The 23,212-nt window shown below is 68.3% G+C and carries 21 protein-coding genes and 1 tRNA gene; 4 read left to right on the top strand and 18 right to left on the bottom strand.

The genetic code is table 11. The annotated features are described in order from the left end of the window. Positions 1–6: 6 nt before the first annotated feature. The 7 genes from ispC to rpsB form a co-directional block, all read right to left on the bottom strand. Positions 7–1,215 carry a 1-deoxy-D-xylulose-5-phosphate reductoisomerase gene (gene ispC, locus PV762_RS26305; RefSeq protein ID WP_421037955.1) on the bottom strand — a complete coding sequence of 403 codons (1,209 nt, stop codon included), beginning with the start codon at positions 1,213–1,215 and terminating at the stop codon, positions 7–9. A gap of 53 nt (positions 1,216–1,268) precedes the next feature. Continuing rightward, a complete protein-coding gene (locus PV762_RS26310; protein WP_421037956.1) occupies positions 1,269–2,102 on the bottom strand; it encodes a phosphatidate cytidylyltransferase in 834 nt (277 codons plus the stop codon). Between the two features lies 1 nt (position 2,103). Further along, a complete protein-coding gene (uppS, locus tag PV762_RS26315) occupies positions 2,104–2,835 on the bottom strand; it encodes a polyprenyl diphosphate synthase (RefSeq protein ID WP_421037957.1) in 732 nt (243 codons plus the stop codon). A 13-nt stretch (positions 2,836–2,848) separates the two neighbouring features. Then, positions 2,849–3,409: a ribosome recycling factor gene (frr, locus tag PV762_RS26320; protein ID WP_421037958.1), complete on the bottom strand. Its 561-nt coding sequence runs from the start codon at positions 3,407–3,409 to the stop codon at positions 2,849–2,851. 48 nt (positions 3,410–3,457) lie between these two features. Further along, the gene (pyrH, locus tag PV762_RS26325) at positions 3,458–4,168 is read right to left on the bottom strand and encodes a UMP kinase (protein ID WP_088403597.1); all 711 of its coding nucleotides are present in this window, start codon (positions 4,166–4,168) and stop codon (positions 3,458–3,460) included. A 107-nt stretch (positions 4,169–4,275) separates the two neighbouring features. Then, entirely contained in the window at positions 4,276–5,172 is an 897-nt protein-coding gene (tsf, locus tag PV762_RS26330) for a translation elongation factor Ts (protein ID WP_331614127.1), read from the bottom strand. A 119-nt stretch (positions 5,173–5,291) separates the two neighbouring features. Next, a complete protein-coding gene (gene rpsB / locus PV762_RS26335) occupies positions 5,292–6,038 on the bottom strand; it encodes a 30S ribosomal protein S2 (RefSeq protein ID WP_421037959.1) in 747 nt (248 codons plus the stop codon). 212 nt (positions 6,039–6,250) lie between these two features. Between rpsB and PV762_RS26340 the strand changes: the two genes are divergently transcribed. The 3 genes from PV762_RS26340 to PV762_RS26350 all read left to right on the top strand — a co-directional run bounded on the left by PV762_RS26340 (position 6,251) and on the right by PV762_RS26350 (position 10,435). Next, positions 6,251–7,642 carry an amidase gene (locus tag PV762_RS26340; RefSeq protein WP_421037960.1) on the top strand — a complete coding sequence of 464 codons (1,392 nt, stop codon included), beginning with the start codon at positions 6,251–6,253 and terminating at the stop codon, positions 7,640–7,642. 1 nt (position 7,643) lies between these two features. Then, positions 7,644–8,849 carry an FAD-dependent oxidoreductase gene (locus PV762_RS26345; protein WP_421037961.1) on the top strand — a complete coding sequence of 402 codons (1,206 nt, stop codon included), beginning with the start codon at positions 7,644–7,646 and terminating at the stop codon, positions 8,847–8,849. Positions 8,850–8,920: 71 nt separating this feature from the next. Continuing rightward, the gene (locus tag PV762_RS26350; RefSeq protein WP_421037962.1) at positions 8,921–10,435 is read left to right on the top strand and encodes an NAD(P)H-hydrate dehydratase; all 1,515 of its coding nucleotides are present in this window, start codon (positions 8,921–8,923) and stop codon (positions 10,433–10,435) included. Between the two features lie 97 nt (positions 10,436–10,532). Here PV762_RS26350 and rnr read toward each other — a convergent pair whose 3' ends face one another. Continuing rightward, positions 10,533–12,941 carry a ribonuclease R gene (gene rnr, locus PV762_RS26355; RefSeq protein WP_421037963.1) on the bottom strand — a complete coding sequence of 803 codons (2,409 nt, stop codon included), beginning with the start codon at positions 12,939–12,941 and terminating at the stop codon, positions 10,533–10,535. Positions 12,942–13,112: 171 nt separating this feature from the next. Between rnr and PV762_RS26360 the strand changes: the two genes are divergently transcribed. Further along, positions 13,113–13,197, top strand: a tRNA-Leu gene (locus PV762_RS26360). A 117-nt stretch (positions 13,198–13,314) separates the two neighbouring features. Here the strand turns inward: PV762_RS26360 and PV762_RS26365 are convergent. The 10 genes from PV762_RS26365 to bamB form a co-directional block, all read right to left on the bottom strand. Beyond that, positions 13,315–13,836 (bottom strand): phosphoribosyltransferase, encoded by a 522-nt coding sequence (locus tag PV762_RS26365; RefSeq protein WP_088403590.1) that lies wholly within the window; start codon positions 13,834–13,836, stop codon positions 13,315–13,317. Between the two features lie 72 nt (positions 13,837–13,908). Beyond that, positions 13,909–15,201, bottom strand: coding sequence for an adenylosuccinate synthase (locus PV762_RS26370; protein ID WP_421037964.1), 1,293 nt, complete (start codon positions 15,199–15,201; stop codon positions 13,909–13,911). 52 nt (positions 15,202–15,253) lie between these two features. Continuing rightward, a complete protein-coding gene (locus PV762_RS26375) occupies positions 15,254–16,417 on the bottom strand; it encodes an ATP phosphoribosyltransferase regulatory subunit (RefSeq protein WP_421037965.1) in 1,164 nt (387 codons plus the stop codon). A 127-nt stretch (positions 16,418–16,544) separates the two neighbouring features. Continuing rightward, a complete protein-coding gene (locus PV762_RS26380; protein WP_421037966.1) occupies positions 16,545–16,730 on the bottom strand; it encodes a DUF2065 domain-containing protein in 186 nt (61 codons plus the stop codon). A gap of 88 nt (positions 16,731–16,818) precedes the next feature. After that, on the bottom strand, positions 16,819–17,718 hold the full coding sequence (gene hflC / locus PV762_RS26385; protein WP_421037967.1) for a protease modulator HflC: 900 nt from the start codon (positions 17,716–17,718) through the stop codon (positions 16,819–16,821). A gap of 19 nt (positions 17,719–17,737) precedes the next feature. Beyond that, positions 17,738–19,018: an FtsH protease activity modulator HflK gene (hflK, locus tag PV762_RS26390; RefSeq protein ID WP_421037968.1), complete on the bottom strand. Its 1,281-nt coding sequence runs from the start codon at positions 19,016–19,018 to the stop codon at positions 17,738–17,740. Between the two features lie 53 nt (positions 19,019–19,071). After that, positions 19,072–20,403 (bottom strand): GTPase HflX, encoded by a 1,332-nt coding sequence (gene hflX / locus PV762_RS26395; RefSeq protein ID WP_421037969.1) that lies wholly within the window; start codon positions 20,401–20,403, stop codon positions 19,072–19,074. A 6-nt stretch (positions 20,404–20,409) separates the two neighbouring features. Continuing rightward, the gene (hfq, locus tag PV762_RS26400; RefSeq protein WP_067275532.1) at positions 20,410–20,652 is read right to left on the bottom strand and encodes an RNA chaperone Hfq; all 243 of its coding nucleotides are present in this window, start codon (positions 20,650–20,652) and stop codon (positions 20,410–20,412) included. Between the two features lie 79 nt (positions 20,653–20,731). Next, positions 20,732–22,078, bottom strand: coding sequence for a ribosome biogenesis GTPase Der (gene der / locus PV762_RS26405; RefSeq protein WP_421037970.1), 1,347 nt, complete (start codon positions 22,076–22,078; stop codon positions 20,732–20,734). 1 nt (position 22,079) lies between these two features. Further along, a complete protein-coding gene (bamB, locus tag PV762_RS26410; protein ID WP_421037971.1) occupies positions 22,080–23,210 on the bottom strand; it encodes an outer membrane protein assembly factor BamB in 1,131 nt (376 codons plus the stop codon). Positions 23,211–23,212: the final 2 nt, after the last annotated feature.

Raw genomic sequence — 23,212 nt, forward strand, 5'->3', positions numbered from 1 at the left:
GGAGGATCAGACCGCCGCGGCGAGCGCCGCGATCTGCTGTCGCGCGTGCCGGCGGGCGCGGCCGTCGAGCGCCAGCAGGCCCTCGACGCTGTCGATCTCGCCGGCCTCGGGATTCACGGATTCGAGCACCGCGCGGTTGACACGGCAGATGTGGTCGAAGCGCAATTGGCGATCGAGGAAGGCGGCCACCGCCTCCTCGTTGGCGGCGTTGAGCACCGCGGTGCTGCCTTCGGCCGAACGCAGGGCCTGCCAGGACAGGTGCAGGCCGGGGAAACGCTGCGCGTCGGCCTCTTCGAACGTGAGGCTGGGCGTCTTCAGCAGGTCCAGCACGCCGGCGCCAGAGGTGACGCGCTCCGGGAAGGCCAGTGCGTAGGCGATGGGGACGCGCATGTCGGGCGTGCCGAGCTGGGCCAGCACGGAGTGGTCGCGGCAGACGACCATCGAATGGACGATGCTCTGCGGGTGGATCAGCACCTTGATCTGCTCGGGCGTCAGGTCGAAGAGCCATCGCGCCTCGATGACCTCGAGCGCCTTGTTCATCATCGTGGCCGAGTCGACCGAGATCTTGCGGCCCATCACCCAGTTCGGATGGGCGCAGGCCTGCTCCGGGGTGACGTCGGCGAGCGAGCCCGGATCGCGCTGGCGGAACGGTCCGCCGGAGGCCGTCAGCACGATGTGATCGATGCGCTGCGACCAGGTCGAGCGGTCCTCGGGGAGGCACTGGAAGATCGCCGAGTGCTCCGAATCGACCGGGAGCAGCGTGGCGCCGCCCTCGGCCACCGCGCGCATGAACAGCGCGCCGCCGAGCACGATCGCTTCCTTGTTGGCGAGCAGCAGACGCTTGCCCGCGCGCGCCGCGGCCATCGCGGGCGGCAGGCCGACGGCACCGACGACCGCGGCCATGACCGCGTCGACGTCGGGATGCGCAGCGACCTCGCTCAGCGCGGCCATGCCGTCCAGCACCTCGGTGCGGGAGCCCGCTTCTCGCAACTTCGCGCGCAGTTGGGCGGCCAGCGCCGCATCGGGCAGCACGGCGAATCTCGGCTGGAACTGCACGCACTGCGCGGCCAGCTCGTCGACACGGCTCATCGCCGACAGGGCGAAGGCGCGATAACGATCCGGGTGACGGGCGATCACGTCCAGCGTGCTGGTGCCGATGGAGCCGGTGGAACCCAGCACGCACACTTGCTGCGGGCGGTGGAGGTGAGCGGTCATCGCTGAAGGTCTCGCGGAAGTCCCGTGGATCAGGGGATCAGGGGTTCAAGGACTCAGAGGGAAGTCAGCGCCAGCGCCAGCGGCAGCACCGGCAGCAGCGCGTCGACACGGTCGAGCACGCCGCCGTGGCCGGGCAACAGCTGGCTGCTGTCCTTGGCGCCGGCGGCGCGCTTGACCAGGGATTCGAAGAGATCGCCAACGACGCTCATCGCCGACAGGAACACCAGCGCCAGCAGCGACACGATGCCCAGGCGCTGGACCAGCACCGTGTACATCGAGGCCGAGTCGACGGGCACGCGCACGTCGATGACGTGGACCCAGACGAAGCCCAGGACGATCACGCCGACCAGGCCGCCGATCGCGCCTTCCCAGCTCTTGCCCGGGCTGATCGCCGGCGCGAGCTTGCGCTGGCCGAAGGCCTTGCCGGAGAAGTACGCGGCGATGTCCGCCATCCAGACCAGGCACATCGCTGACAGCAGGAAGTTGATGCCGCGCTGGCGCGCGACGATCAGCGCCAGCCAGGCGGCCCACAGCAGCACCGCGCCGAGCACGAGTCTCAGCACCGGCGACAGCCTGGGCCAGCCGGCGACGCCGGCCGCGAGCGCGCGCACCCCGCCGAGCACCCAGATGCCGCCGGCCAGCCACCAGCACCAGGCCGGCACCGCGAAGCCGACGGTGTACAGCGTTGCCGCGCAGACCGCGCCGAGCGCCCCGCCGAAGACCAGCGCGGCCGCCCCCGGCCTGCCGTTCAGCCGGGACCATTCCCAGCCGGCCGCGGCGATCATCACCAGCGTCAGCAGCGCGAACCAGATCGGGTTCGAAGCAAACAGCGCCGGCAGCAGGATCGCCAGCAGCACCAGGGCCGTGATCACGCGCTGAAGCAGCATCTCAAGCCTCCTGGGCGACGCCCGGAACGTTGACCCCGCCGAAACGGCGGTCGCGCGCCCGGAACGCGGCGATCGCCTCGTCCAGTTGCGCCTCGCCGAACTCGGGCCACAGGCAGTCGGAGAACACGAATTCGGTGTACGCGGTCTGCCACAGCATGAAGTTGCTGATGCGCAGCTCGCCGCCGGTGCGGATGAAGAGGTCCGGATCCGGCGCATAACTCATCGCCATGAACTCGGACAAGCGGGCCTCGGTCAGCTCGGCAGGCGGCACGCCCGCTTCCATCGCCTGGCGGCACGCCTGGACGATGTCCCAGCGGCCGCCGTAGTTGAAGGCGACGTTCAGCGTCAGCTTGCTGTTGTGGGCGGTGGAGCCCTCGGCTTCGGCCCAGGCGGCGCGCAGCTTGTCCGACACCGCCTCGCGGTCGCCGACGATGCGGATGCGCACACCCATCGCGCCCATGCGGGCCAGATAGCGCGACACCGCCGCCAGCACCAGGCCCATCAGGCCGGACACCTCGTCGCTGGGACGCTTCCAGTTCTCGCTGGAGAAGGCGAAGACGGTGAGGTACTCGATCTCGCGATCGATGCAGGCCTGGACCACCCGCACCAGGGCGTCGACGCCCTGCTTGTGGCCGAAGAAGCGCGGGAGGAAGCGCTTCTTCGCCCAACGACCGTTGCCATCCATGACGATGGCCACATGGCGGGGCACTCCCGCCTTGCTGTCGGCGCTCACGAGGATGCGACGATCAGACGGCCATGATCTCGGCTTCCTTGGCCGAGAGCAGCTTGTCGATGTCCGAGACGACGCGGTCGGTCAGCTTCTGGACCTCGTCCTGGCTGCGACGCTCGTCGTCCTCGGTGATGACCTTGTCCTTGGCCATCTTCTTCGCCTGTTCGTTGGCGTCGCGGCGCAGGTTGCGCACGGCCACCTTGGCGTCCTCGGCGGCGCCCTTGGAGACCTTGACCAGGTCGCGGCGGCGCTCTTCGGACAGCGGCGGCATCGGCACGCGGATCAGGTCGCCCATGGACGACGGGTTCAGGCCCAGGTCCGATTCGCGGATGGCCTTCTCGATCTTCTGGCTCATGCCCTTTTCCCAGGGCTGCACGCTCACCGTGCGGGCGTCCAGCAGCGTGACGTTGGCCACCTGGGAAATGGGGACCATCGAGCCGTAGTAGTCCACATGCACCTGGTCCAGCAGGCCCGGGTGGGCGCGGCCGGTGCGGATCTTCTGCAGTTCGTTCTTGAACGCCTCGACGGACTTGGCCATCTTGGCTTCGACGTTCTTCTTGATGTCGGCGATGCTCATGTTCTTTTCCTCGATCAGGGGCGGCGGGTGTCTAACGCGCCAGCCCGGTCAGACGTGCACCAGCGTGCCCTCGTCCTCACCCATCACGACGCGCTTGAGCGCGCCCGGCTTGAAGATCGAGAACACCTTGATGGGCAGCTTCTGGTCGCGGCACAGCGCGAACGCGGTCGCGTCCAGGACCTGCAGGTTCTTGCCGATGGCCTCGTCGAAGCTGATGCGCGAGTAGCGCGTGGCCGTCGGATCCTTCTTGGGGTCGGCGGTGTAGACGCCGTCGACCTTGGTGGCCTTCAGCACGATCTCGGCGCCGATCTCGGCACCGCGCAGCGCGGCGGCCGTGTCGGTCGTGAAGAAGGGATTGCCGGTGCCGGCGGCGAAGACGACGACCTTGCCCTCTTCCAGGTACTGCAGCGCCTTGGGACGCACATAGGGCTCGACGACCTGCTCGATCGCGATGGCCGACATGACGCGCGCGGTCATGCCTTCCTGGCGCATCGTGTCGGCCAGGGCCAGCGAGTTCATCACCGTCGCCAGCATGCCCATGTAGTCCGCCGTGGCGCGGTCCATGCCGACCGCGCCGCCCGCCACGCCGCGGAAGATGTTGCCGCCGCCGATGACGACCGCGACCTCCACGCCGAGCTTCGTCACTTCCTGGATCTCTTGGACCATGCGCACGATGGTGGCGCGGTTGATGCCGTAGGAGTCGTCGCCCATGAGGGCTTCACCGGAAAGCTTGAGCAGGATGCGTTTGTGGGCGGGCATTGTTACCTCGTCAGTACAGCCGATGGAGGGAGTGTCGTGCGTGCGCCTGCATGCGCAAGCGGACAAGTGTAAAGGGCGCCAGAGGCGCCCTTTTCGAGTCGTGACGCTTATTGCTGCTTGCTCGCAGCCGCCACCTGGGCGGCCACTTCGGCGGCGAAGTCGTCGACCTTCTTCTCGATGCCCTCGCCGACCACGTACAGGGTGAAGGACTTCACCGTGGTGGCCTTGTCCTTCAGCATCTGCGCGACGGTCTGCTTGCCGTCGGCGGCCTTCACGAAGACCTGGTCCTGCAGCGAGACTTCCTTCAGGAACTTCTGCACCGAGCCTTCGACCATCTTGGCGACGATCTCGGCGGGCTTGCCGGACTCGGCAGCCTTCTCGGCGGCGATCTTGCGCTCCTTCTCGACCAGTTCGGCCGGGACTTCGGCGGACGACAGCGCGGCCGGCTTCATCGCGGCGACGTGCATGGCGACGTCCTTGGCGGCGACTTCGTCACCGTCGAACTCGACCATCACGCCGATGCGGGTGCCGTGCAGGTACGAGGCCAGCTTGGCGCCTTCATAACGCTTGAAGCGGCGGATCGTCATGTTCTCGCCGATCTTGCCGATCAGGCCGGCGCGCACGTCCTCGACGGTCGGGCCGAAACCTTCCTGCGACAGCGGCAGGGCGGACAGGGCGGCGATGTCGGCGGGGTTGCTGTCGACGATCAGGCCGGCCAGCGCATTCACGAAAGCCAGGAAAGCGTCGTTCTTGGAGACGAAGTCGGTTTCGCAGTTGACTTCGATCAGCGCGCCGGCATTGCCCTTCACGGCCGCGGCGACGACGCCTTCGGCGGTGACGCGCGAGGCGGCCTTGCCGGCCTTGCTGCCCAGCTTGACGCGCAGGATCTCTTCAGCGCGGGTCATGTCGCCGTCGGCTTCGGTCAGCGCCTTCTTGCACTCCATCATCGGGGAGTCGGTGCGGGCGCGCAGCTCGGCGACCATGCTTGCGGTAATTGCTGCCATTTCAATCTCCGTGTGTCGCGGCCCGGAACGCTCCGGCACCGCTGAAAATCTGAATCTGCTTGGACGAAGGGGGCTGAATCAGCCCCCTTGTCAGAACCCGTCGAGGGTCTGGGCCTGGATCAGGCGCCTTCGTTCACTTCGACGAATTCGTCGCCTTCAGCGGCGACGGCCGTGACGACTTCGTTCGACGCGTTGGCGCGGCCTTCCAGCACGGCGTCGGCGACCGCCTTGGCGTACAGGGCGACAGCCTTGGCCGAGTCGTCGTTGCCAGGGATGACGTAATCGATGCCGATGGGCGAGTGGTTGGTGTCCACGACGCCGATGACCGGGATGCCCAGCTTCTTGGCTTCCTGGACGGCGATCTTGTGGTAGCCGACGTCGATGACGAACAGGGCGTCCGGCAGCGCGACCATGTCCTGGATGCCGCCGATGTTCTTGTCCAGCTTGTTGATGTCGCGCGTGAACATCAGGGCTTCCTTCTTGATCGCGGGCTGCGTGCCGGCGTCGATCTGGGCCTGCATGTCCTTGAGCTTCTTCAGCGAGGTCTTGACCGTCTTGAAGTTGGTCAGCGTGCCGCCCAGCCAACGCTGGTTGACGCTCGGGACGCCGGCGCGCTCAGCTTCGGCGGCGACGATGTCGCGCGCCTGGCGCTTGGTGCCGACCATCAGGATCGTGCCGCGCTTGGCGGACAGCTGGCGCACGAACTTCAGGGCTTCCTCGAACGCGGGCAGCGTCTTCTCGAGGTTGATGATGTGGATCTTGTTGCGATGGCCGTAGATATACGGGGCCATCTTGGGATTCCAGAAGCGGGTTTGGTGACCGAAATGGACGCCGGCTTCCAGCATCTCACGCATCGTGACGGACATAAGTAACTCCGAAGGTTGGTTCTAGAATCCGGCACGAATTGCGACGTCTGAAAGACCTCGCAACACCTCGATTAGCCGGACTCGCGAATTTGCGATGTGTGGCACAGCCTGAGACTTCACGTCAGCCCGCCACCAACCGCGTCTCTCACCGGACTCCAGCCCCAACGGCTGGCTTATCCGGGAAAAACCCAACGAGTATAACCCGTTTTTGCATGCCGATCGACCTGACCGAGGCGCTCGCCTCTCTGCGCCTGGGCCGGCAATCGGCGCGTGCCCTGCTGTCCGACAACCTCGCCCACGCCGACAGGCCGGCGTGCGCGCACGCCTTCCTGCGCCGCTTCGACGATGCTGCCCGCGCAACGGCCGAGGCCTCGGATGCGGCCGCGGCACGCGGTGAAGCCCGCTTGGCGCTCGGCGGCCTGGCGATTTCCGTCAAGGACCTGTTCGACGTCGCCGGCCAGCCGACGACCGCCGCTTCCGCTGCGATGGACGATGCACCGCTCGCCGTGCGCGACGCCCCCGCCGTCGCCCGGCTGCGCGCCGCGGGCGCAGCGCTGATGGCCCACACCAACCTCAGCGAGTTCGCCTTCTCCGGCGTCGGCATCAATCCGCATCACGGCACGCCCCGGAATCCGGTGACACGCGCCATCGACGGCCTGGAACGCATCCCCGGCGGATCGACCTCCGGCGGCGCGGTCAGCGTGTCGGCCGGCGCCGCCTGGGCGGCGCTCGGCTCGGACACCGGCGGGTCGCTGCGCATCCCGGCCGCGCTGCAGGGACTGGTCGGCTTCAAGAGCACGGCGCGGCTGGTGCCGCTCGAGGGCTGCGTGCCCCTGGCGCCGTCGCTGGATACCGCCGGCGCCATCACGCGCTCGGTACGCGACGCCGCACTGCTGCACGCGGTGCTGAGCGGGGCTCCGGCCAAGCTGGACGAGCGCCCCTTGTCCGCATGGCGCCTCGCGATCACGCCGACCTTCATGCAGGACGAACTGGAGCCCGCCGTGGCCGTCTTGTTCGAACGCGCGCTCGCCACGCTGCGCGCCGCCGGCGCCCGCATCGAGGAGCGCACGCTGCCCGCCCTGCCGCGTGTGGCGGAACTGCAAACGCAGGGCGGGATCACCGCGTCAGAGGCTTGGGCATGGCACCATGCGCGCCTCGCCGAACGCGGCGACCGCTACGACCCGCGCGTCGCCGTGCGCATCCGCCGCGGCGAAGCCATCCTTCCCGAGGCGTACCAGGCCTTGCTCGATGCCCGCCGCCGCTGGATCGTCGACATGACCGCGGCGATGTCGGGCATCGACGCCTTCCTCAGCCCCACCGTTCCCCTCCAAGCCCCGGAGATCGCCCCCTTGCTGTCCAGCGACGACCTGTTTCTCGCCACCAACACGCGCCTGCTGCGCAACACCGCCGTCGTGAACCTGCTCGACGGCTGCGCGATCTCGATCCCCTGCGAGCACCCCGGCGAGCTGCCGGTCGGCCTGATGCTGTGGGCACCCGCGATGCACGACCGCGCGGTGCTGGGCGCCGCATCGCGCGTGGAGTCGGCACTCCAGGCGGCACGCCGGGGGACGCGCGCACCGGCGGCCGCCGCGGGGGACCGCTGAGATGCGGGTCGCCATCATCGGAGCCGGCCTGGCCGGCGTCACCAGCGCCTACGAGCTTGCGCTGCAGGGCCATGACGTCCATGTCTTCGAACGCGACACCAGCGTCGCCACCGGCGCGAGCTTCGCGCCGCCGGGACTGATCGCGCCGGGCCTGATGGCCGCCCGACCGGACACGCCCATGGCGTGGCGCGGCAAGCCCGGTCAGCTCGGCTGGAAATTCGCGCATTGGCGCGCCGGCCGGGCGCGCGGCGCGCACGCGATGCCGGAAGCGCTGCATGCGCTGGCGCTGCGAGGACAGGCCGTGATGGCGGTGTGGCGGCGCGAACTGAAGATGGAGGTCGAGCGAGAAGCCGGCATCCTGCTGCTGTGGCGCACCGCCAAGGACTACAAGGCGGCGGCGCCGGTGCTGGCCCGGCTGCAGGCACGGCAGGTGCCGCATCGCGAGCTCGACGCCGACGGCTGCCGCGCGCAGGAACCCGGGCTCAACGCCGAGACCGGGCTGCACGGCGGCATCCTGCTGTCGCAGGACGAGGCCGCCAACGCGCGCCAGTTCAGCCAGGCGCTGAAGCTGGAAGCGCAACGGCTCGGCGTGCAATGGAACTTCAACACCGATGTGCTGCGCATCGAGCCCGGCAACCAGCCGGCCGTGCACGTCGCGGCGGGCGAGCCGCTGCGCGTCGACGCCGTGCTCGTCTGCGCCGGCAAGGGCGCCGCCTCGCTGCTTGCCGCCCAGGGGCTGAAGCTGCCGTGGGGCACGGTCCACACCCACACGCTGACGGCGCCCCTGCGCATGCTGGAGGCGCATCCGGACCTGGGTCCGCGCGCCACCGTCATCGACATGAACCTGGGCGTCAGCCTGACGCGGCTCGGACAGCGCGTGCGCGTCGGCGGCGCGAACGAACTGGGCGGCTCGTCGTCGCAGCCGGACGGCCAGTCGATGGGCACGCTGCATCAGGCCGCGCACGACTGGTTCCCGGGTGCGCTGCTCGCCGGCGGGCAGCAGCGGTGGAAGACCTCGCGGCTGCTGCTGCCCGACGAGCTGCCGCTGATCGGCGAGTCCGGCCTGCCCGGCGTGTGGCTGAACATCGGCCACGGCGAGCACGGCTGGACGATGGCCGGTGCCGCGGCGCAATTGCTCGCCGCCCGGCTCGCGAAGAAGGATCCCGGCATCGACGCGGCGTTGTTGGAGCCGGGACGGCTCAAGTGAAGCGAGACCGGCAGCACCGACACCAGCAGAACTGAGACCAGCAGAACTGAGACCGGGATAGAGTCGGCGGCATGCTGCCGGTGCTACCCGCCTTCCACGATCGATCCCTGCATGATGCGCCGTCGAGCCGGCGCATCGAGTCCGCGGCGCTGTCGCTGCATCCGCCGCACACGCTGATCGAGCGCGCCGGCCTGGCGGTGGCTCGGCTCGCGGCGGCGCTCAAGCCCTTCGGCCAGTGCGCCGTGGTGGTCGCCGGCCCCGGCAACAACGGCGGCGACGGCCTCATCGCGGCAAGGCACCTGGCAGCCCGGGGATGGGCCGTTGAGGTTCTCCTCGTCGGCCCTGAGCCGGAGCCAGGCAGCGATGCCGCGCATGCGCTCGACGCCGCCAGAGGGGCCGGCCTGCGATTGCGCCAGGACATCCCGCTCATGCCTCGTCGGGCCGATGTCGCGATCGACGCCCTCCTCGGCCTTGGCGCCAGCCGTGCGCCCGAGGGTGCGTTCGCGTCGGCGATCCAGGCCATCGCCATGCTCCGTGACGCCGGGACAACCGTGCTGGCCGTCGACGTGCCCAGCGGCATCGATGTCCGCACCGGTCAGGCGCTCGGCGCCGATGCCGTCCGCGCGCATCACACGCTGACGTTCCTCACCTTGAAGCCCGGCCTCTTCACCGGGGAAGGCCGTGCGCTCGCGGGACGCGTCTGGTTCGACGATCTCGGCGTACCCGTTGACGAAAGCGGCGTCGGCCTGCTGTTCGGCGCCAGCCGCATCGCGCGCTGGCAAAGCGCATTCGCGCGCTCGGCGGCCAGCCACAAAGGTCGCAACGGCGACGTCGTCGTGCTGGGCGGCGCGCCGACGATGCGCGGCGCGGCATGGCTCGCCGCGACCTCGGCGCTGTCCGCCGGCGCGGGTCGCGTGTACGCGGCGCTGCCCGACGACGACGGGCAACCGTGGCCGGCCCGACCGGAACTCATGCATTGGCCTGCCGCGCGCTGGAGCGCGTCGCCGCACACCTGGCGGGACATCGTCGCGGTGTGCGGGTGCGGCGGCGGCACGGCGATCGCATCGGCCCTCTCCATGGTGCTGCACGGCGCGACGCGCGTCGTGCTCGACGCCGACGCGTTGAACCTGGTCGCCGCGGACGAGACGCTGCAGCACGCGCTGCAGCGGCGCGCAGCCCACGGCTGGCCGACGATCCTGACGCCGCATCCGCTGGAAGCGGCACGGCTGCTGGGACTGCCCTCCGCCGCGGAGGTGCAGGCCGATCGCCTGGACGCCGCGACGCGGCTGGCGATGCGTTTCTCGGCGACCGTCGTGCTCAAGGGATCGGGCAGCGTCGTGGTGACACCAGAGCGACGCCTGTCGATCAATGGCACTGGCTCGTCGGCGCTCGCGACCGCAGGCACCGGCGACGTGCTGGCCGGCTGGATCGGCGGACTCTGGGCCCAGTCGCCAGGCATCGCGCCGCACGACCTCGCCTGCGCCGCCGTCGCATGGCATGGCGCGGCCGCCGAGGGCCATGCCGGCCCGCTGCTCGCCGCCGACCTGATCGATGCCATGGCGGCGCTGCACAGCCGGTCCGCCTGAGCGCCAGCGGAACGCAGAAACACCAAGGGCCTGGCGGAGACCAGGCCCTGGTTTGTCGACGGCTCAATCGAAGAAGACTGAACCGGCCGGACGAAGGTCAGGCGCCGCGTTTGCGCCGCGTCGTCTTGGCCGCGGGCGCGCCGCTGCCCTTCGCCGCGACGGACTTCGTCGCGCTGCGCGCCGTGCGCTTGGCCGCCTGGACCGGGTGCGTCGCCGCTCCCTTCGTCGCACGCTCGGATTTGCGGCGCTCGGCCTTCAGCACGCGGTCGGCCTGTTCGATGCGCTCGAGCGCATCGACCGCCGTCGGCGGATCCGGCTGAGGCTGAGGCATCGGCACCACCGTCGCCGCCGGAGCCGCGGCGGCCTCGCGGCGTGCACGCTGCTCGGCGCGCTTGTCCTGCTTCCTTCCCGGGCCCTTGCCGTCTCCACCGCGGCGATCGCCGAACTTGTCCCGATGGGCGCCGCGCAGCAGGCGCTGCTCGTCGCCGTCACGCACGAGGCGGAAGTCGATCTTGCGACCGTCCAGGTCGACGCGGCTGACCTGCACCTGCACGCGCGCGCCCGTCGCATAGCGGATGCCGGTGCGTTCGCCGCGAAGCTCCTGGCGGACCTCGTCGAAGCGGAAGTATTCGCCGCCGAGTTCGGTGATGTGGATCAGGCCCTCGACGTACAACGCATCCAGCTGCACGAACAGGCCGAAGCTCGTCACCGCGCTCACCGTGCCCGCGAACTCCTCACCGAGGTGATCGCGCATGAAGCGGCACTTCAACCAGGCCTCGACGTCGCGCGAGGCTTCGTCGGCGCGGCGCTCGTTCGCGCTGCAGTGCGCGCCGACGACTTCCCAGCGTTCAGCCTCGGTCGAGGCGGACGCCGGACTCGGCGCCTTCGACGCCGGCTTGCCCGGCCGCTTGGGCATCGGGTTCGCCGCTTCCATCTTGTGCGCGTCGAGCGTGTACTTCTTCGACGCGAGCAAGGACTTGATCACGCGGTGCACCAGCAGGTCCGGATAACGCCGGATCGGACTGGTGAAGTGCGTATAGGCCTGGTACGCGAGACCGAAGTGACCTGCGTTGGCCGGCGTGTAGATCGCCTGCTGCATCGAGCGCAGGAGCATCGTGTGGATCTGCTGTGCGTCGGGCCGGTCCTTGGTCGCCTGCGCGATCGCCTGGAATTCGCCCGGCGACGGGTCGTCGCTGATGCCCATGCCGATGCCCAGCGCGCGCAGGTAGGCCTGCAGCGTGCCGCGCTTCTCCGGCGTCGGACCTTCGTGGACACGGTACAGCGACGCGTGCTTGCCGCCCGCGATGAAATCCGCCGCGCAGACGTTGGCGGCCAGCATCGCCTCCTCGATCAGGCGGTGCGCCTCATTGCGGGTGCGCGGCACGATCTTCTCGATGCGGCCGTTGTCGTCGCAGACGATCTGGGTCTCGGTGGTCTCGAAGTCGATCGCGCCCCGCTTGCCGCGCTGCGACAGCAGCGCGCGGTAGACCTCGTGCAGATGCAGCAGGTGCGGCACCAGCGTCTTGCGCTTGTGGGCCTCGGGACCATGCGTGTTCCCGAGGATGGCCGCCACCTCGGTGTACGTGAAGCGGGCATGCGAGTTGATGACCGCCGGATAGAACTGGTAGGCGTGCACCTCACCGGCCTCGCTGACCAGCATGTCGCAGACCATGGACAGGCGGTCCTGCTCCGGGTTCAGCGAGCACAGGCCGTTGGACAGCTTCTCCGGCAGCATCGGGATGACGCGTCTGGGGAAGTAGACGGAGGTTGCGCGCTCATAGGCGTCGCGATCGAGCGCCTCGCCGGGCTTCACGTAATGGCTGACGTCGGCGATCGCGACCAGCAGGCGCCAGCCCACGAACGCGGTCTTGCCCCGCCCCTGCTTGTGGGGCTCGCAGTAGACGGCGTCGTCGAAGTCGCGGGCGTCCTCGCCGTCGATGGTCACCAGCGCCACGTCGCGCAGGTCGATGCGATGCTTCATGTCGACCGCGCGGACCTTGTCGGGCAGCTTCGCGGCCTGCGCCAGGGTATCGGCGCTGAAGGCGTGCGGGACCTCGTACTTGCGTACGGCGATCTCGATCTCCATGCCGGGGTCGTCGATCTCGCCCAGCACTTCGGTCACGCGACCGACGGGCTGCGAATACAGCGACGGCGGCTCGGTGAGTTCGACGGCGACGATCTGACCCGCGGTTGCGTTCGCGATCGCGTTCTTCGGGACCAGGATGTCCTGGCCGTAGCGCTTGTCTTCCGGGGCGACGAGCCAGATGCCGGACTCGAGCAGCAGACGGCCGATGATCGGCTTCTTGCGGCGTTCGAGGATCTCGAGCACGCGGCCTTCGGGACGGTTGCGCTTGTCGTGGCGCACGATGCGCACCCGCAGGCGGTCGCCGTGCATGACGGCGTGCATCTCCTGCGAGGACAGATAAACGTCCGGTTGACCATCGTCGGGCATCAGGAAACCGTGCCCGTCGCGGTGACCCTGCACCGTGCCTTCGATCTCCCCCATCAGCTGCGCGTTCTGAGCGCCCTGGGGGCTTGCATTCTTGAAGTTTTTGATAGTAGAATCCTTGTCTTTCCTGAAACGCAGAAGCATTTCTGTGTTTCGAGAAACCGAGCCTCAAGAATACTTCAAGAAGTGGCTTGAGCCAGGTTTCGCGAGAAGCAGGCTTCTGACCTTGCCCAGGTGGCGGAATTGGTAGACGCACTAGTTTCAGGTACTAGCGGGTAACTCCGTGGAGGTTCGAGTCCTCTCCTGGGCACCAGATTCGAAAAGCCGGCCTCGCGCCGGCTTTTCTCATTGGCGCCCCGTCGAGGACTCGACAGCAAGACTCGCGACACCAACAAGAAAAAAGGGCTGACAGTCGTCAGCCCTTCGTACATCAGATCGCGAACTTCTTCGCCAGCGCATCGGGGCGCAGCGAATCGTAGTCCTCGAACGGCTGATGGATCCACGGGCTGGTTTCCAGCATCTCGACGTAGTAGTCCGGGGTGTATTCCGAGACGCTCTTCGTCCAGATCACGGCCGAGCGCAGTTCGCTGATCGACGGCATGCCGCGCAGTCGTTCCACCACCGCCTTCAGCGTCACACCCGAATCCGCCAGATCGTCGACCAGCAGCACACGACCGGCGAGTTCGCCCTTGGGCATGGTGATGTACTTGGCGATGTCCAGACGTCCCTGGATCGTGCCGGCTTCCGCGCGGTACGAGCTCGTCGACATGATGCCCAGCGGCTTGTCGAACACGCGCGACAGCACGTCGCCGGGACGCATCCCGCCGCGAGCCAGACACAGGATCTGGTCGAACTCCCAGCCGGAGGCATGCACCTTCAGCGCCAGGCGTTCGATCAACAGGTGGTATTCATCCCACGACACGTACAGATGTTTGCCGTCGTCGGTCAACATGGGGGAGGCTCCTCAGCGATGGATGGGGTCAGGTCTGGATAAGACGGAAAACGACAGGGTGCGAGCGGTCGCTCAACCCTGGAACGGGTGCTGCAGCAGGATGGTGTGGTCGCGATCGGGGCCGGTGGACACCATGGCGATCGGCGCGCCGACCACTTCCTCGACGCGCTTCAGATAGGACCGCGCGTTGGCCGGCAGTTGATCCCAGTCGGTGATGCCGAAGGTCGATTCGGTCCAGCCGGGGAAGACTTCGTACACCGGCTTGCAGGCGACGATCTCGTCCGCATCCAGCGGCAGGATGTCGATCTGCTGGCCGTCGAGCTCGTAGCCCACGCAGATGTTGATCTCGGCCAGGCCGTCCAGCACGTCCAGCTTGGTCAGGCACAGACCGGAGATGCCGTTGATGATGATCGAACGCTTCAGCGCCGCGGCGTCGATCCAGCCGCAGCGACGGGCGCGACCGGTCACGGTGCCGCGCTCCCAGTCCAGCTCCGTCGGGAACGGCCCCGAGCCGACGCGCGTCGCGTACGCCTTCGTGATGCCCAGCATGTAATGCAGCATCTGCGGACCCACGCCCGCGCCCGCCGCAGCGTTGCCGGCCACGCAGTTGCTCGAGGTCACATACGGATAGGTGCCATGGTCGATGTCCAGCAACGTGCCCTGCGCGCCCTCGAACAGGATGTTCTGACCCGCTTGATGCGCCTTGTGCAGCATGTAGCCGACGTCGGCCATCATCGGCTTGATCTGGTCGGCCAGCGACATCGCATGGTCGAAGATCGGCTGGAACTCCAGCGCCTTCGAGTTCAGGTAACCGGTCAGCGAGGCGTTGTGCAGATCGATCAGTTCCTTGAGCTTCTTCGCGAAGCGGTCCGGATGCTTCAGGTCCTGCACGCGCAGCGCGCGGCGGGCGACCTTGTCTTCATAGGCCGGGCCGATGCCCTTGCCGGTCGTGCCGATCTTGCCGCTGCCGCTGCTTTCGCGCAGCGCCTCGCGGGCGCGGTCGACCTCGACGTGGAAGGGCATGATCAGCGGGCAGGACTCGCTGATGTACAGGCGCGAACGCACCTCGATGCCGGCCTTCTCCAGGCGCTCGATCTCCGACAGCAGATGGGTCGGGTCCAGCACCACGCCGTTGCCGATGTAGCAGGCGACGCCGTCGCGCATGATCCCCGACGGGATCAGTTGCAGCGCCGTCTTCACGCCCTTGATGACCAGCGTGTGGCCGGCGTTGTGGCCGCCCTGGAAACGCACCACGCCTTGCGCGTGGGGCGTCAGCCAGTCGACGACCTTGCCCTTGCCTTCGTCACCCCACTGGGTGCCGACGACCACCACGTTGCGCCCGCGCGCGATCTCACTGCTTTGCATGTCGTTCATCCGATGATTGGGAGGTTGAGGGTGGAGGGGCGAATCGCGTCGCTCACAGCGATCGCAGCACCCATTGACCGCCGGACTGCACCAGTTCGCGGTCGCATTCGAATTCGTCGTTCTCGTGCTCGTGGCCCGGCAGGACGCAGACCACGGTTTCGCCCTGCTCGCGCAGACGGCGGACCGCCACCCGCAGGTCGGGATCCTCGCCCCACGGGGCGCGCACCGCGGCCCGCAGCGAGGTGGCGGGGATCAGGCCCACCAGCGTCTTGAGGTCCAGGCTGAAGCCCACGGCGGGACGACGCCGGCCGAAGACCGCGCCGACCTCGTCGTAGCGGCCGCCGCGCACCACCGCGTCGCTGCCGCCCTCCGCGTACAGTGCGAAGCGCACGCCGCTGTAGTAGCCGAAGCCCGGCAGGTCCGCGAGATCCACGCCAATGCGCAGGTCGGGATACGCGGCGCCCAGGTGGCGGATCAGCCACTCCAGGTCATCCAGCGCCGCCGTGACCAGCGCGTTGACCGGCAGCGCCCTGCGCGCGTCGGCCAGCGACTCGACGCCGCCGTACAGGCGCAGCAGGGTCTGCAGCGCGGCGACGACGTCGTCCGGCAATTCGTTCGAGAACGCGGCCACGCCGGCCGCATCCTTGGCGGCCATCGCGGCCACCAGGGCGTTCAGTCGGTCCTCGCCCAGCGCATGGTCGCCGAGCACGCCGCGCACCAGGCGCGCGTCGCCCAGGTCCAGCACCAGCCGCGTCACGCCGGCACGCTGCATGGCGTCGATGGCGAGTTCCTGCGCCTCCAGATCGGCCTCAAGACCGGCATGACCGTAGATCTCGACGCCGAACTGCAGCGGCTCGCGGGTCGCGGTCAGCCCTTCGGCGCGCGTGTGCAGGACCGGGCCGCAGTAGCACAGGCGAGTTACACCGGCACGGTTCAGCAGGTGGGCGTCGATGCGCGCGACCTGCGGCGTCGTGTCCGCTCGCAGGCCGAGGCTGCGACCGGAGAGCTGGTCGACGAGCTTGAAGGTCTTGAGGTCCAGCGCCTGGCCGGTGCCGGAAAGCAGCGAGTCGAGATGCTCCAGCAGAGGGGGCATCACCAACTCGCAACCATAGGTCCGCGCCATGTCCAGGAGCTCGCGTCGAAGTTCTTCGATGCGGCGGGCCTGGGAGGGGAGGACGTCAGCAATGTGCTCGGGCAGCAGCCAAGCAGAGGCCATGGACGTTCAGGGAGGGGTTAAAAACGGCATTGTACCGGGGTCGCGGCGCCGCTCGACCGCCGAGACCCTCAGGAAGGGGTCCGGCACGGGTTCGCCAACGATTCAGCGAGGCTTCGTGACAGGCTGCTCAGAGCAGCATCAGCAGCACGCCGCCGCAGACCAGGCTCGCGAGACCGAGGAATCGCAACTGACCGTCGCTCATCGCCAACAGCTTGGCGAACAACTGGCGCCAGGCGGCGGGGTTCAGGAAGGGCATCAGCCCCTCCATGATCAGCAGCAGCGCCAGCGCTGCCAGCCACTTGTCGCCACCCATGATGAGGCCGCCCTCCCCCGGCTGCCGCCGGTCAGCCTGATGAAGAAGGCCGGCGACGCGTCGCTCGCATCATCCGGCCCTTCCCGGCTCACTTCTTCGGAGCCGGACCCACGGGGGCACCAGGGCCGCCGTTGCGCATCGCGTTGAAGAAGGGACTCGACGGATCGAGCACCATCACGTCGCCCTTGTTCTTGAACGAGCGCTGGTACGCGTCCAGCGAGCGATAGAACTGGGCGAACTGCGGGTCGCGTCCGAAGGCCTCCGAGTACAGGACCGACGCCTTGGCATCGCCTTCACCCATGATCTTCTGCGCGTCGCGGTATGCCTCGGCGGTGATGACCTCGCGCTGCTTGTCGGCATCGGCCTTGATCTTCTCGCCCTCGGCCGCGCCGGTGGAGCGCAGTTCGTTGGCGACGCGGGCGCGTTCCGACTTCATCCGGTTGTAGACGGCTTCGGTGATGTTGGCCGCGAAGTCCACGCGCTTGACGCGCACGTCGACGATCTCGATGCCGAACTGCTTGGCTTCTTCCTCGAGGCGCTTGCGGACGTCCTGCATGACCTTCTCGCGCTCGGTGGCCAGCACCGCGCGCACCGTGCGCTTGGTCACTTCCTCGTTCAGCGCGTTCTGCACGATCGGGCTGAGGCGCGTCTCCAGGCTGCGCAGCTGCGTACCGCTGTTGCGGATGTACTGGCGCGAATCGACGATGCGCCACTTCACCAGCCAGTCGATGACCAGGCTCTTCTTTTCAGCGGTGAAGATGGGGCGCGGATCAGCCGCGTCCAGCGTCTGCACTCTGCGATCCAGGAAGACCACGTTCTGCAGCGGCGGGGGCAGCTTGAACTTCAGGCCGGGCTCGGTGATCACTTCCTTGATCTCGCCCAGCGAATAGACGACCGCGAACTGGCGCTGGTCGACGACGAACAGCGTCGAGCTGGCGATCATGAAGAGGATCAGCAGACCGACGACGACGGAGACGATGCGATTCATTGTTGTGGGCTCCCCTCGATCAACGGCCGTCGCGATCGCGACTGCGCATGGCATCGCGCGAACGCGGATCGGCACTCAGCGACGACGGTCCGGTCGGCGTCGTCTCGGTGGGCAGCACCGGCGTCGGCGCCGTGGTCGTGACCGTGCCCGAGGTCTGCTGCATCAGCTTGTCCAGCGGCAGGTACAGCAGGTTGGAGCCGCTCTTGGCCTCCACCATCACCTTGGTGACCCGCGAATAGACCTGCTGCATCGTGTCGATGTAGAGGCGGTCGCGCGTGACGGCCGGCGCCTTCTGGTACTCGGCCAGCACCGACTTGAAACGCTGCGCATCACCGTCGGCGAACGAGACGACCCGGGCGCGGTAGGCCTCGGCGTCCTCGCGCAGACGGGCCGCCTGGCCCTGGGCGCGCGGGATCACGTCGTTGGCGTAGGCCTCGCCTTCGTTCTTCAGGCGCTCGCGGTCGGCGGTCGCGCGGAACGCGTCGTCGAAGGCGGCCTGCACCTGCTCGGGCGGCTGCACGCTGCTGAGGTTGACATTGACGACCTCGATGCCGGTCTTGAGCCGGTCGAGCTGCGTCTGGATCGATTTCACGAGGTCGTTGGCGATCGCGTCGCGCTGCTCGTAGAGCACCGCGTCGGTATTGCTGCGGCCGACGATCTCGCGCACCGCCGATTCGGACGCCTGGCTGACGGCCTCGTCGGTGTTGAAGTTCTCGAACAGGTAGTCGCGCGCATCCTTCAGCCGGTACTGCACGGTGAAGCGGACGTCGATGATGTTCTCGTCCTGCGTCAGCATCGACGAGTCGCGCAGACCCGTCGCCTGGCCGACCGAGTTGCGGCCGATCTCGACCGTCTGCAGCTGCGTGAACGAGACGACCTCGTGCGCCTGGAACGGATATGGCAGGCGGTACTGGATGCCGGCGTCCACCGTGCGGCTGTACTTGCCGAACGAGGTGATCACGCCGCGCTGGCCTTCCTGCACGATGAACACGCCGCTCGCCAGCCAGCCCAGCAGCACCACGCCGATCACCAGCGCCACGCCGATGCCGGCACCGCGCATGTCGGGCGGCGTATTGCCGCCGCCGTTGCCCGACGGGCCGTTGCCGTCATTGCCGCCACGGCCGCCGCCGAACAGGCGCGACAGCTTGCGATTGAAATCGCGCCACAGCTCGTCCAGGTCGGGCGGGCCTTCATTGCGGCCATTGCTCATCCAGAGGCCCAGCCGGCGGCGCAGGCTGCCGGTTCCACCCCGCGGGTCACGTCCGCCACCGGCGACGGACATGCGATCGTCTTGATTCATACGCATCCTGATGAGGAAGTCTTGTTGCAAGTATCGGGCATTGGCGTACGGCCTCAGCCTGCGCGTCCCTGCGGATGATCCTGCGGATCCGACCGATCTTGGGGCGGGTCTTGAGGGTTCAAGTCGCCGTCGTCGACATCGGTCGTGCCGTCCTCGCTCGCGAGGTCCGCGTCCTGGTCGGCATCCCGGTCGCCATCCTGGTCCGTCTCCTGCCCCGCGTATTCGGGCACCGGCGCGGCCTGCATCAGCGACGCGATCATCGCGCGCAGCTCATCCAGCCCCTCGCCCTGGACCGCGCTGACGAAGATCCGCGGCAGACGCTGCCCGCCGTGTTCGCCGCCGACGCGCGTCAGCCAGTCCTGCAGCTGGCGCGGCCGCTGGTTGTCCTCGAGCAGGTCGAGCTTGTTGTAGACGAGGATCTGCGGAATGTGGTGCGCGCCGATCTCGGCGAGCACCCGCTCCACCTCCTCCATCTGCTCGGCCAGCACCGGACTGGCCGCGTCGACCACGTGCAGCAGCAGGTCGGCGTCGGCCGCCTCCTGCAGCGTCGCCTTGAACGCCTCCACCAGCTTGTGCGGCAGGTCGCGGATGAAGCCGACGGTATCGGACAACGAGACGCTGGTGCCTGCCTCTTCGAGGTAGAGCGACCGGGTCGTCGTGTCGAGCGTGGCGAAGAGCTGGTTGGCCGCGTAGGCCTTCGCCTTGGTCAACGCATTGAACAGCGTGCTCTTGCCGGCGTTGGTGTAGCCGACCAGCGAGACACGGAACACGCCGTTTCGCGCGCGGGCGCGGCGCTGCGTGGCGCGCTGCTTCTGGACCTTCTTGAGGCGTTCCTTGATCGACTTGATGCGGTCGTCGATCATGCGGCGGTCGAGCTCGATCTGGCGCTCGCCGGGGCCGCCGCGCATGCCGATGCCGCCGCTCTGACGCTCCAGATGGCTCCAGCGGCGCACCAGGCGCGTGGACAGGTACTGCAGCCGCGCGAGCTCCACCTGCAGCTTGCCCTCGAAGCTCTGCGCCCGGGCGGCGAAGATCTCCAGGATCAGCGCGGTGCGATCGGCCACGGGGACGCCGAGGTGGCGTTCCAGGTTGCGTTGCTGGGCGGGGGAGATGGCCTGGTCGAACAGCACGGTGTGGGCGCCGAGCGCCTGCACCATCAGCTTGATCTCGTCAGCCTTGCCAGAGCCGATGAACAGCGCCGCATCGGGCGCCTTGCGCTTGGCGACGACCCGAGCCACCGGGGTATCACCGGCCGACTCGGCCAGCAGCGCGAGTTCGTCGAGGGTGGGGTCGAAGGCCTCGCCGCGGCCCAGATCGACCCCCACCAGAATGGCGCGCGCCGCCTCGGGGGGCGGCGTCGAATGGGTGGGGTCTTGTGTGGTCAATCAGCTTCAGCTGGCGTCGTTGCTCTCGCCGGTGTGGAAGTTCACCGCACGGCCCGGAACCACCGTCGAGATGGCGTGCTTGTAGACCATCTGCGTCACCGTATTGCGCAGCAGCACCACGTACTGGTCAAAGGACTCGATATGGCCTTGCAACTTGATGCCGTTCACGAGGTAGATGCTCACGGGAACATGCTCCTTGCGCAGCAGGTTCAGGAAAGGGTCTTGCAAGAGTTGTCCTTTGTTGCTCACGATATTCTCCGTGTTGGAAGTGAGGTGTTGGAATGCCACACCTTATCACAGCACCGGGTTTCCCCGGACCGTGCTGTTTTCAGGTGTCGGCGAACGGATTCTTCGAGGAGCGCAGTTCGATCTTCATCGGCGTGCCCACCAGCTTGTAGTGGTCGCGGATGCGGCCTTCCAGATAACGCTTGTAGACGTCGCTGACGCCTTCCAGCGCATTGCCGTGGATGACGACGATCGGCGGGTTCATCCCGCCCTGATGGGCGTAGCGCAGCTTCGGACGCGAGATGCCCGAACGCTGCGGCTGCTGATGCTGCACCGCTTCCTGGATCAGGCGCGTCAGCACCGGCGTGGTCATCTTGCGGTAGGCCGACGAATAGGCGTCCGCCAGCGCCTTCCACAGCGGGCCCAGACCCTGGCGCTTCAGCGCGGAGATCTTCAGGATGGGCGCGAAGCGCAGGAACCCCAGGCGCGTCTCGATCTGGCGCTCGATGGTCTCGCGCTGGTAGCTGTCGATCGCGTCCCACTTGTTGATCGCGATGACGACCGCCCGCCCGCTGTCCAGCGCGTAGCCGGCGATGTGCGCGTCCTGGTCGGTGACGCCCTGCGTCGCGTCGATCAGCAGCAGCACGACGTTGGCATCGGAGATCGCCTGCAGCGTCTTGACGACGGAGAACTTCTCGATCGCCTCGAAGACCTTGCCCTTGCGGCGCAGGCCGGCGGTATCGATCAGCTTGAACTTCTGGCCGTTGTGCTCGAAGTCGACGCTGATGGCGTCGCGCGTCGTGCCCGGCATGTCGAAGGCGACCAGACGTTCCTCGCCCAGCCAGGTGTTGATCAGCGTGCTCTTGCCGACGTTCGGGCGGCCGGCGACGGCCAGGCGGATCGCGCGCTCGTCATCGGGGCCCGCCCCTTCCGCGAGCGGCTCGTCCTCGACCGGCGCCTTGAAGCTGTCCAGCACCGCCTCGAGCAGCGAGCGGATGCCCTGCCCGTGCGCGGCGGAGACCGGATTCGGCTCGCCCATGCCGAGCTCATGGAACTCGGCCAGCAGCGGGCTGTCGCTCATGCCTTCGGCCTTGTTGACGGCGACGAAGACCCGCTTGTTGCACTGGCGCAGGTAGCGCGCGATGTCCATGTCCTGGCCGGCCAGGCCGGTGCGGATGTCCAGCACCAGGATGACGGCGTCCGCCTCGGCCACGGCCTGGCGGGTCTGCTTGGCCATTTCCTTGACGATGCCGGTGGTGCTGTCGGGCTCGAAGCCGCCGGTGTCGACGACGATGAACTCGCGATCGCCCAGGCGACCGTCGCCGTAATGGCGGTCGCGCGTGAGGCCGGCGAAGTCCGCGACGATGGCGTCGCGGCTCTTCGTCATCCGGTTGAACAGCGTGGACTTGCCCACGTTGGGGCGGCCCACCAGGGCGATCACAGGTTTCATATCAGTCTTGACGCAGCGCGAACAGGCGCCCGCTGCGGGTGGCGACCAGCACCGTGCCGCCGAGCTGCACCGGCGCCGCGGCGACGCCGGAGCTGTCGGTCTGCAGGCGGGCCACGGTCAGGCCCTTGTCCTTGGAGAGGAAATGCACATAGCCCTCGCTGTCGCCGACGATGACCGACTTGTCGGTCACCAGCGGCGCGCTGAGCTTGCGGTTCTGGAACTGGTCGGCGGTCCACACCACGTCGCCGCTGCGGGTGCCCCAGGCGGTCAGGCGGTCGGACGCGTCGCCGCCGACGACGATGGTCGCATCGGCGCCCACGCCGCGCAGGCCGGCGTTGTTGCGCGTCCAGATCGTGTTGCCGCGTTCGCCATTGACGCAGGCGACGGCCGACTGGAACGCCCGGGCGCAGAAGACGTCGTTGTCGCGCGCCAGCGGGCCGACCAGGTCGGCCAGGCGCTCGACCTCGTTGGTGCCGCGCGGGCTGGCGACGGTCGCTTCCCACATCAGCAGGCCGCGGGTCGGGTCGATGCCCGCCAGACGCGAGCCCTGCCCGACCAGCAGCGTGTTCTGGTAGGCGCCGATCACGCCCGACTGCTGCAGCGTCAGGGGCTCGCCCGGGCGGCGCAATTCCCACAGGCGGCGGCCGTCGGCCGCGTCGAAGGCCAGCACCGCGCGGTCCAGCGTCAGCACGAACACGCGCTCGCCGGCGACGAACGGCGACGTGACGACCGGTGTCGTCATCGTCTTGCGCCACAGGATCTTGTCGCCCTCGGTGACGACCAGCTCGTTGTCGCGGGTCACCGCGGCGGCGAAGCGGCCGTCGCTGCCGACGCCGGCGCTCAGGCCCTTGCCGATGTCTGCTCGCCACAGCGTGGTGCCGTCGGCGACGGAGATCGCGCTGATGACGCCGTCGGAGCCGCCGACGATGAAGCGGTCGCTGACCGCCGTGATCGCCAGCGGGAACTTCACGCTGTCCACGCGCGCCTCCCAGGCCACGCGGGCCTGCAGCGACGGCGTCAGTTCCTCCAGCGGCGCCGGCTTGGGCGCCGTGGAGCTGCTGAACAGCGAACAGGCGCCCAGCACCGCCGCGACGCCGCCGATCAGCAGCGCACGGGCCAGACGTTCCAGCATCA

Source organism: Mitsuaria sp. CC2, from assembly GCF_048957715.1.
Lineage (GTDB): Bacteria > Pseudomonadota > Gammaproteobacteria > Burkholderiales > Burkholderiaceae_C > Roseateles.

Excerpts from the sequence above, each read along its gene's own strand:
- ispC (WP_421037955.1), bottom strand. The coding sequence starts at position 1,215 with ATGACCGCTCACCTCCACCGCCCGCAGCAAGTGTGCGTGCTGGGTTCC.
- PV762_RS26310 (WP_421037956.1), bottom strand. The coding sequence starts at position 2,102 with ATGCTGCTTCAGCGCGTGATCACGGCCCTGGTGCTGCTGGCGATCCTG.
- frr (WP_421037958.1), bottom strand. The coding sequence starts at position 3,409 with ATGAGCATCGCCGACATCAAGAAGAACGTCGAAGCCAAGATGGCCAAG.
- pyrH (WP_088403597.1), bottom strand. The coding sequence starts at position 4,168 with ATGCCCGCCCACAAACGCATCCTGCTCAAGCTTTCCGGTGAAGCCCTC.
- tsf (WP_331614127.1), bottom strand. The coding sequence starts at position 5,172 with ATGGCAGCAATTACCGCAAGCATGGTCGCCGAGCTGCGCGCCCGCACC.
- rpsB (WP_421037959.1), bottom strand. The coding sequence starts at position 6,038 with ATGTCCGTCACGATGCGTGAGATGCTGGAAGCCGGCGTCCATTTCGGT.
- PV762_RS26340 (WP_421037960.1), top strand. The coding sequence starts at position 6,251 with ATGCCGATCGACCTGACCGAGGCGCTCGCCTCTCTGCGCCTGGGCCGG.
- PV762_RS26345 (WP_421037961.1), top strand. The coding sequence starts at position 7,644 with ATGCGGGTCGCCATCATCGGAGCCGGCCTGGCCGGCGTCACCAGCGCC.
- PV762_RS26350 (WP_421037962.1), top strand. The coding sequence starts at position 8,921 with ATGCTGCCGGTGCTACCCGCCTTCCACGATCGATCCCTGCATGATGCG.
- rnr (WP_421037963.1), bottom strand. The coding sequence starts at position 12,941 with ATGGGGGAGATCGAAGGCACGGTGCAGGGTCACCGCGACGGGCACGGT.
- PV762_RS26365 (WP_088403590.1), bottom strand. The coding sequence starts at position 13,836 with ATGTTGACCGACGACGGCAAACATCTGTACGTGTCGTGGGATGAATAC.
- PV762_RS26370 (WP_421037964.1), bottom strand. The coding sequence starts at position 15,201 with ATGCAAAGCAGTGAGATCGCGCGCGGGCGCAACGTGGTGGTCGTCGGC.
- PV762_RS26375 (WP_421037965.1), bottom strand. The coding sequence starts at position 16,417 with ATGGCCTCTGCTTGGCTGCTGCCCGAGCACATTGCTGACGTCCTCCCC.
- PV762_RS26380 (WP_421037966.1), bottom strand. The coding sequence starts at position 16,730 with ATGGGTGGCGACAAGTGGCTGGCAGCGCTGGCGCTGCTGCTGATCATG.
- hflC (WP_421037967.1), bottom strand. The coding sequence starts at position 17,718 with ATGAATCGCATCGTCTCCGTCGTCGTCGGTCTGCTGATCCTCTTCATG.
- hflK (WP_421037968.1), bottom strand. The coding sequence starts at position 19,018 with ATGAATCAAGACGATCGCATGTCCGTCGCCGGTGGCGGACGTGACCCG.
- der (WP_421037970.1), bottom strand. The coding sequence starts at position 22,078 with ATGAAACCTGTGATCGCCCTGGTGGGCCGCCCCAACGTGGGCAAGTCC.
- bamB (WP_421037971.1), bottom strand. The coding sequence starts at position 23,210 with ATGCTGGAACGTCTGGCCCGTGCGCTGCTGATCGGCGGCGTCGCGGCG.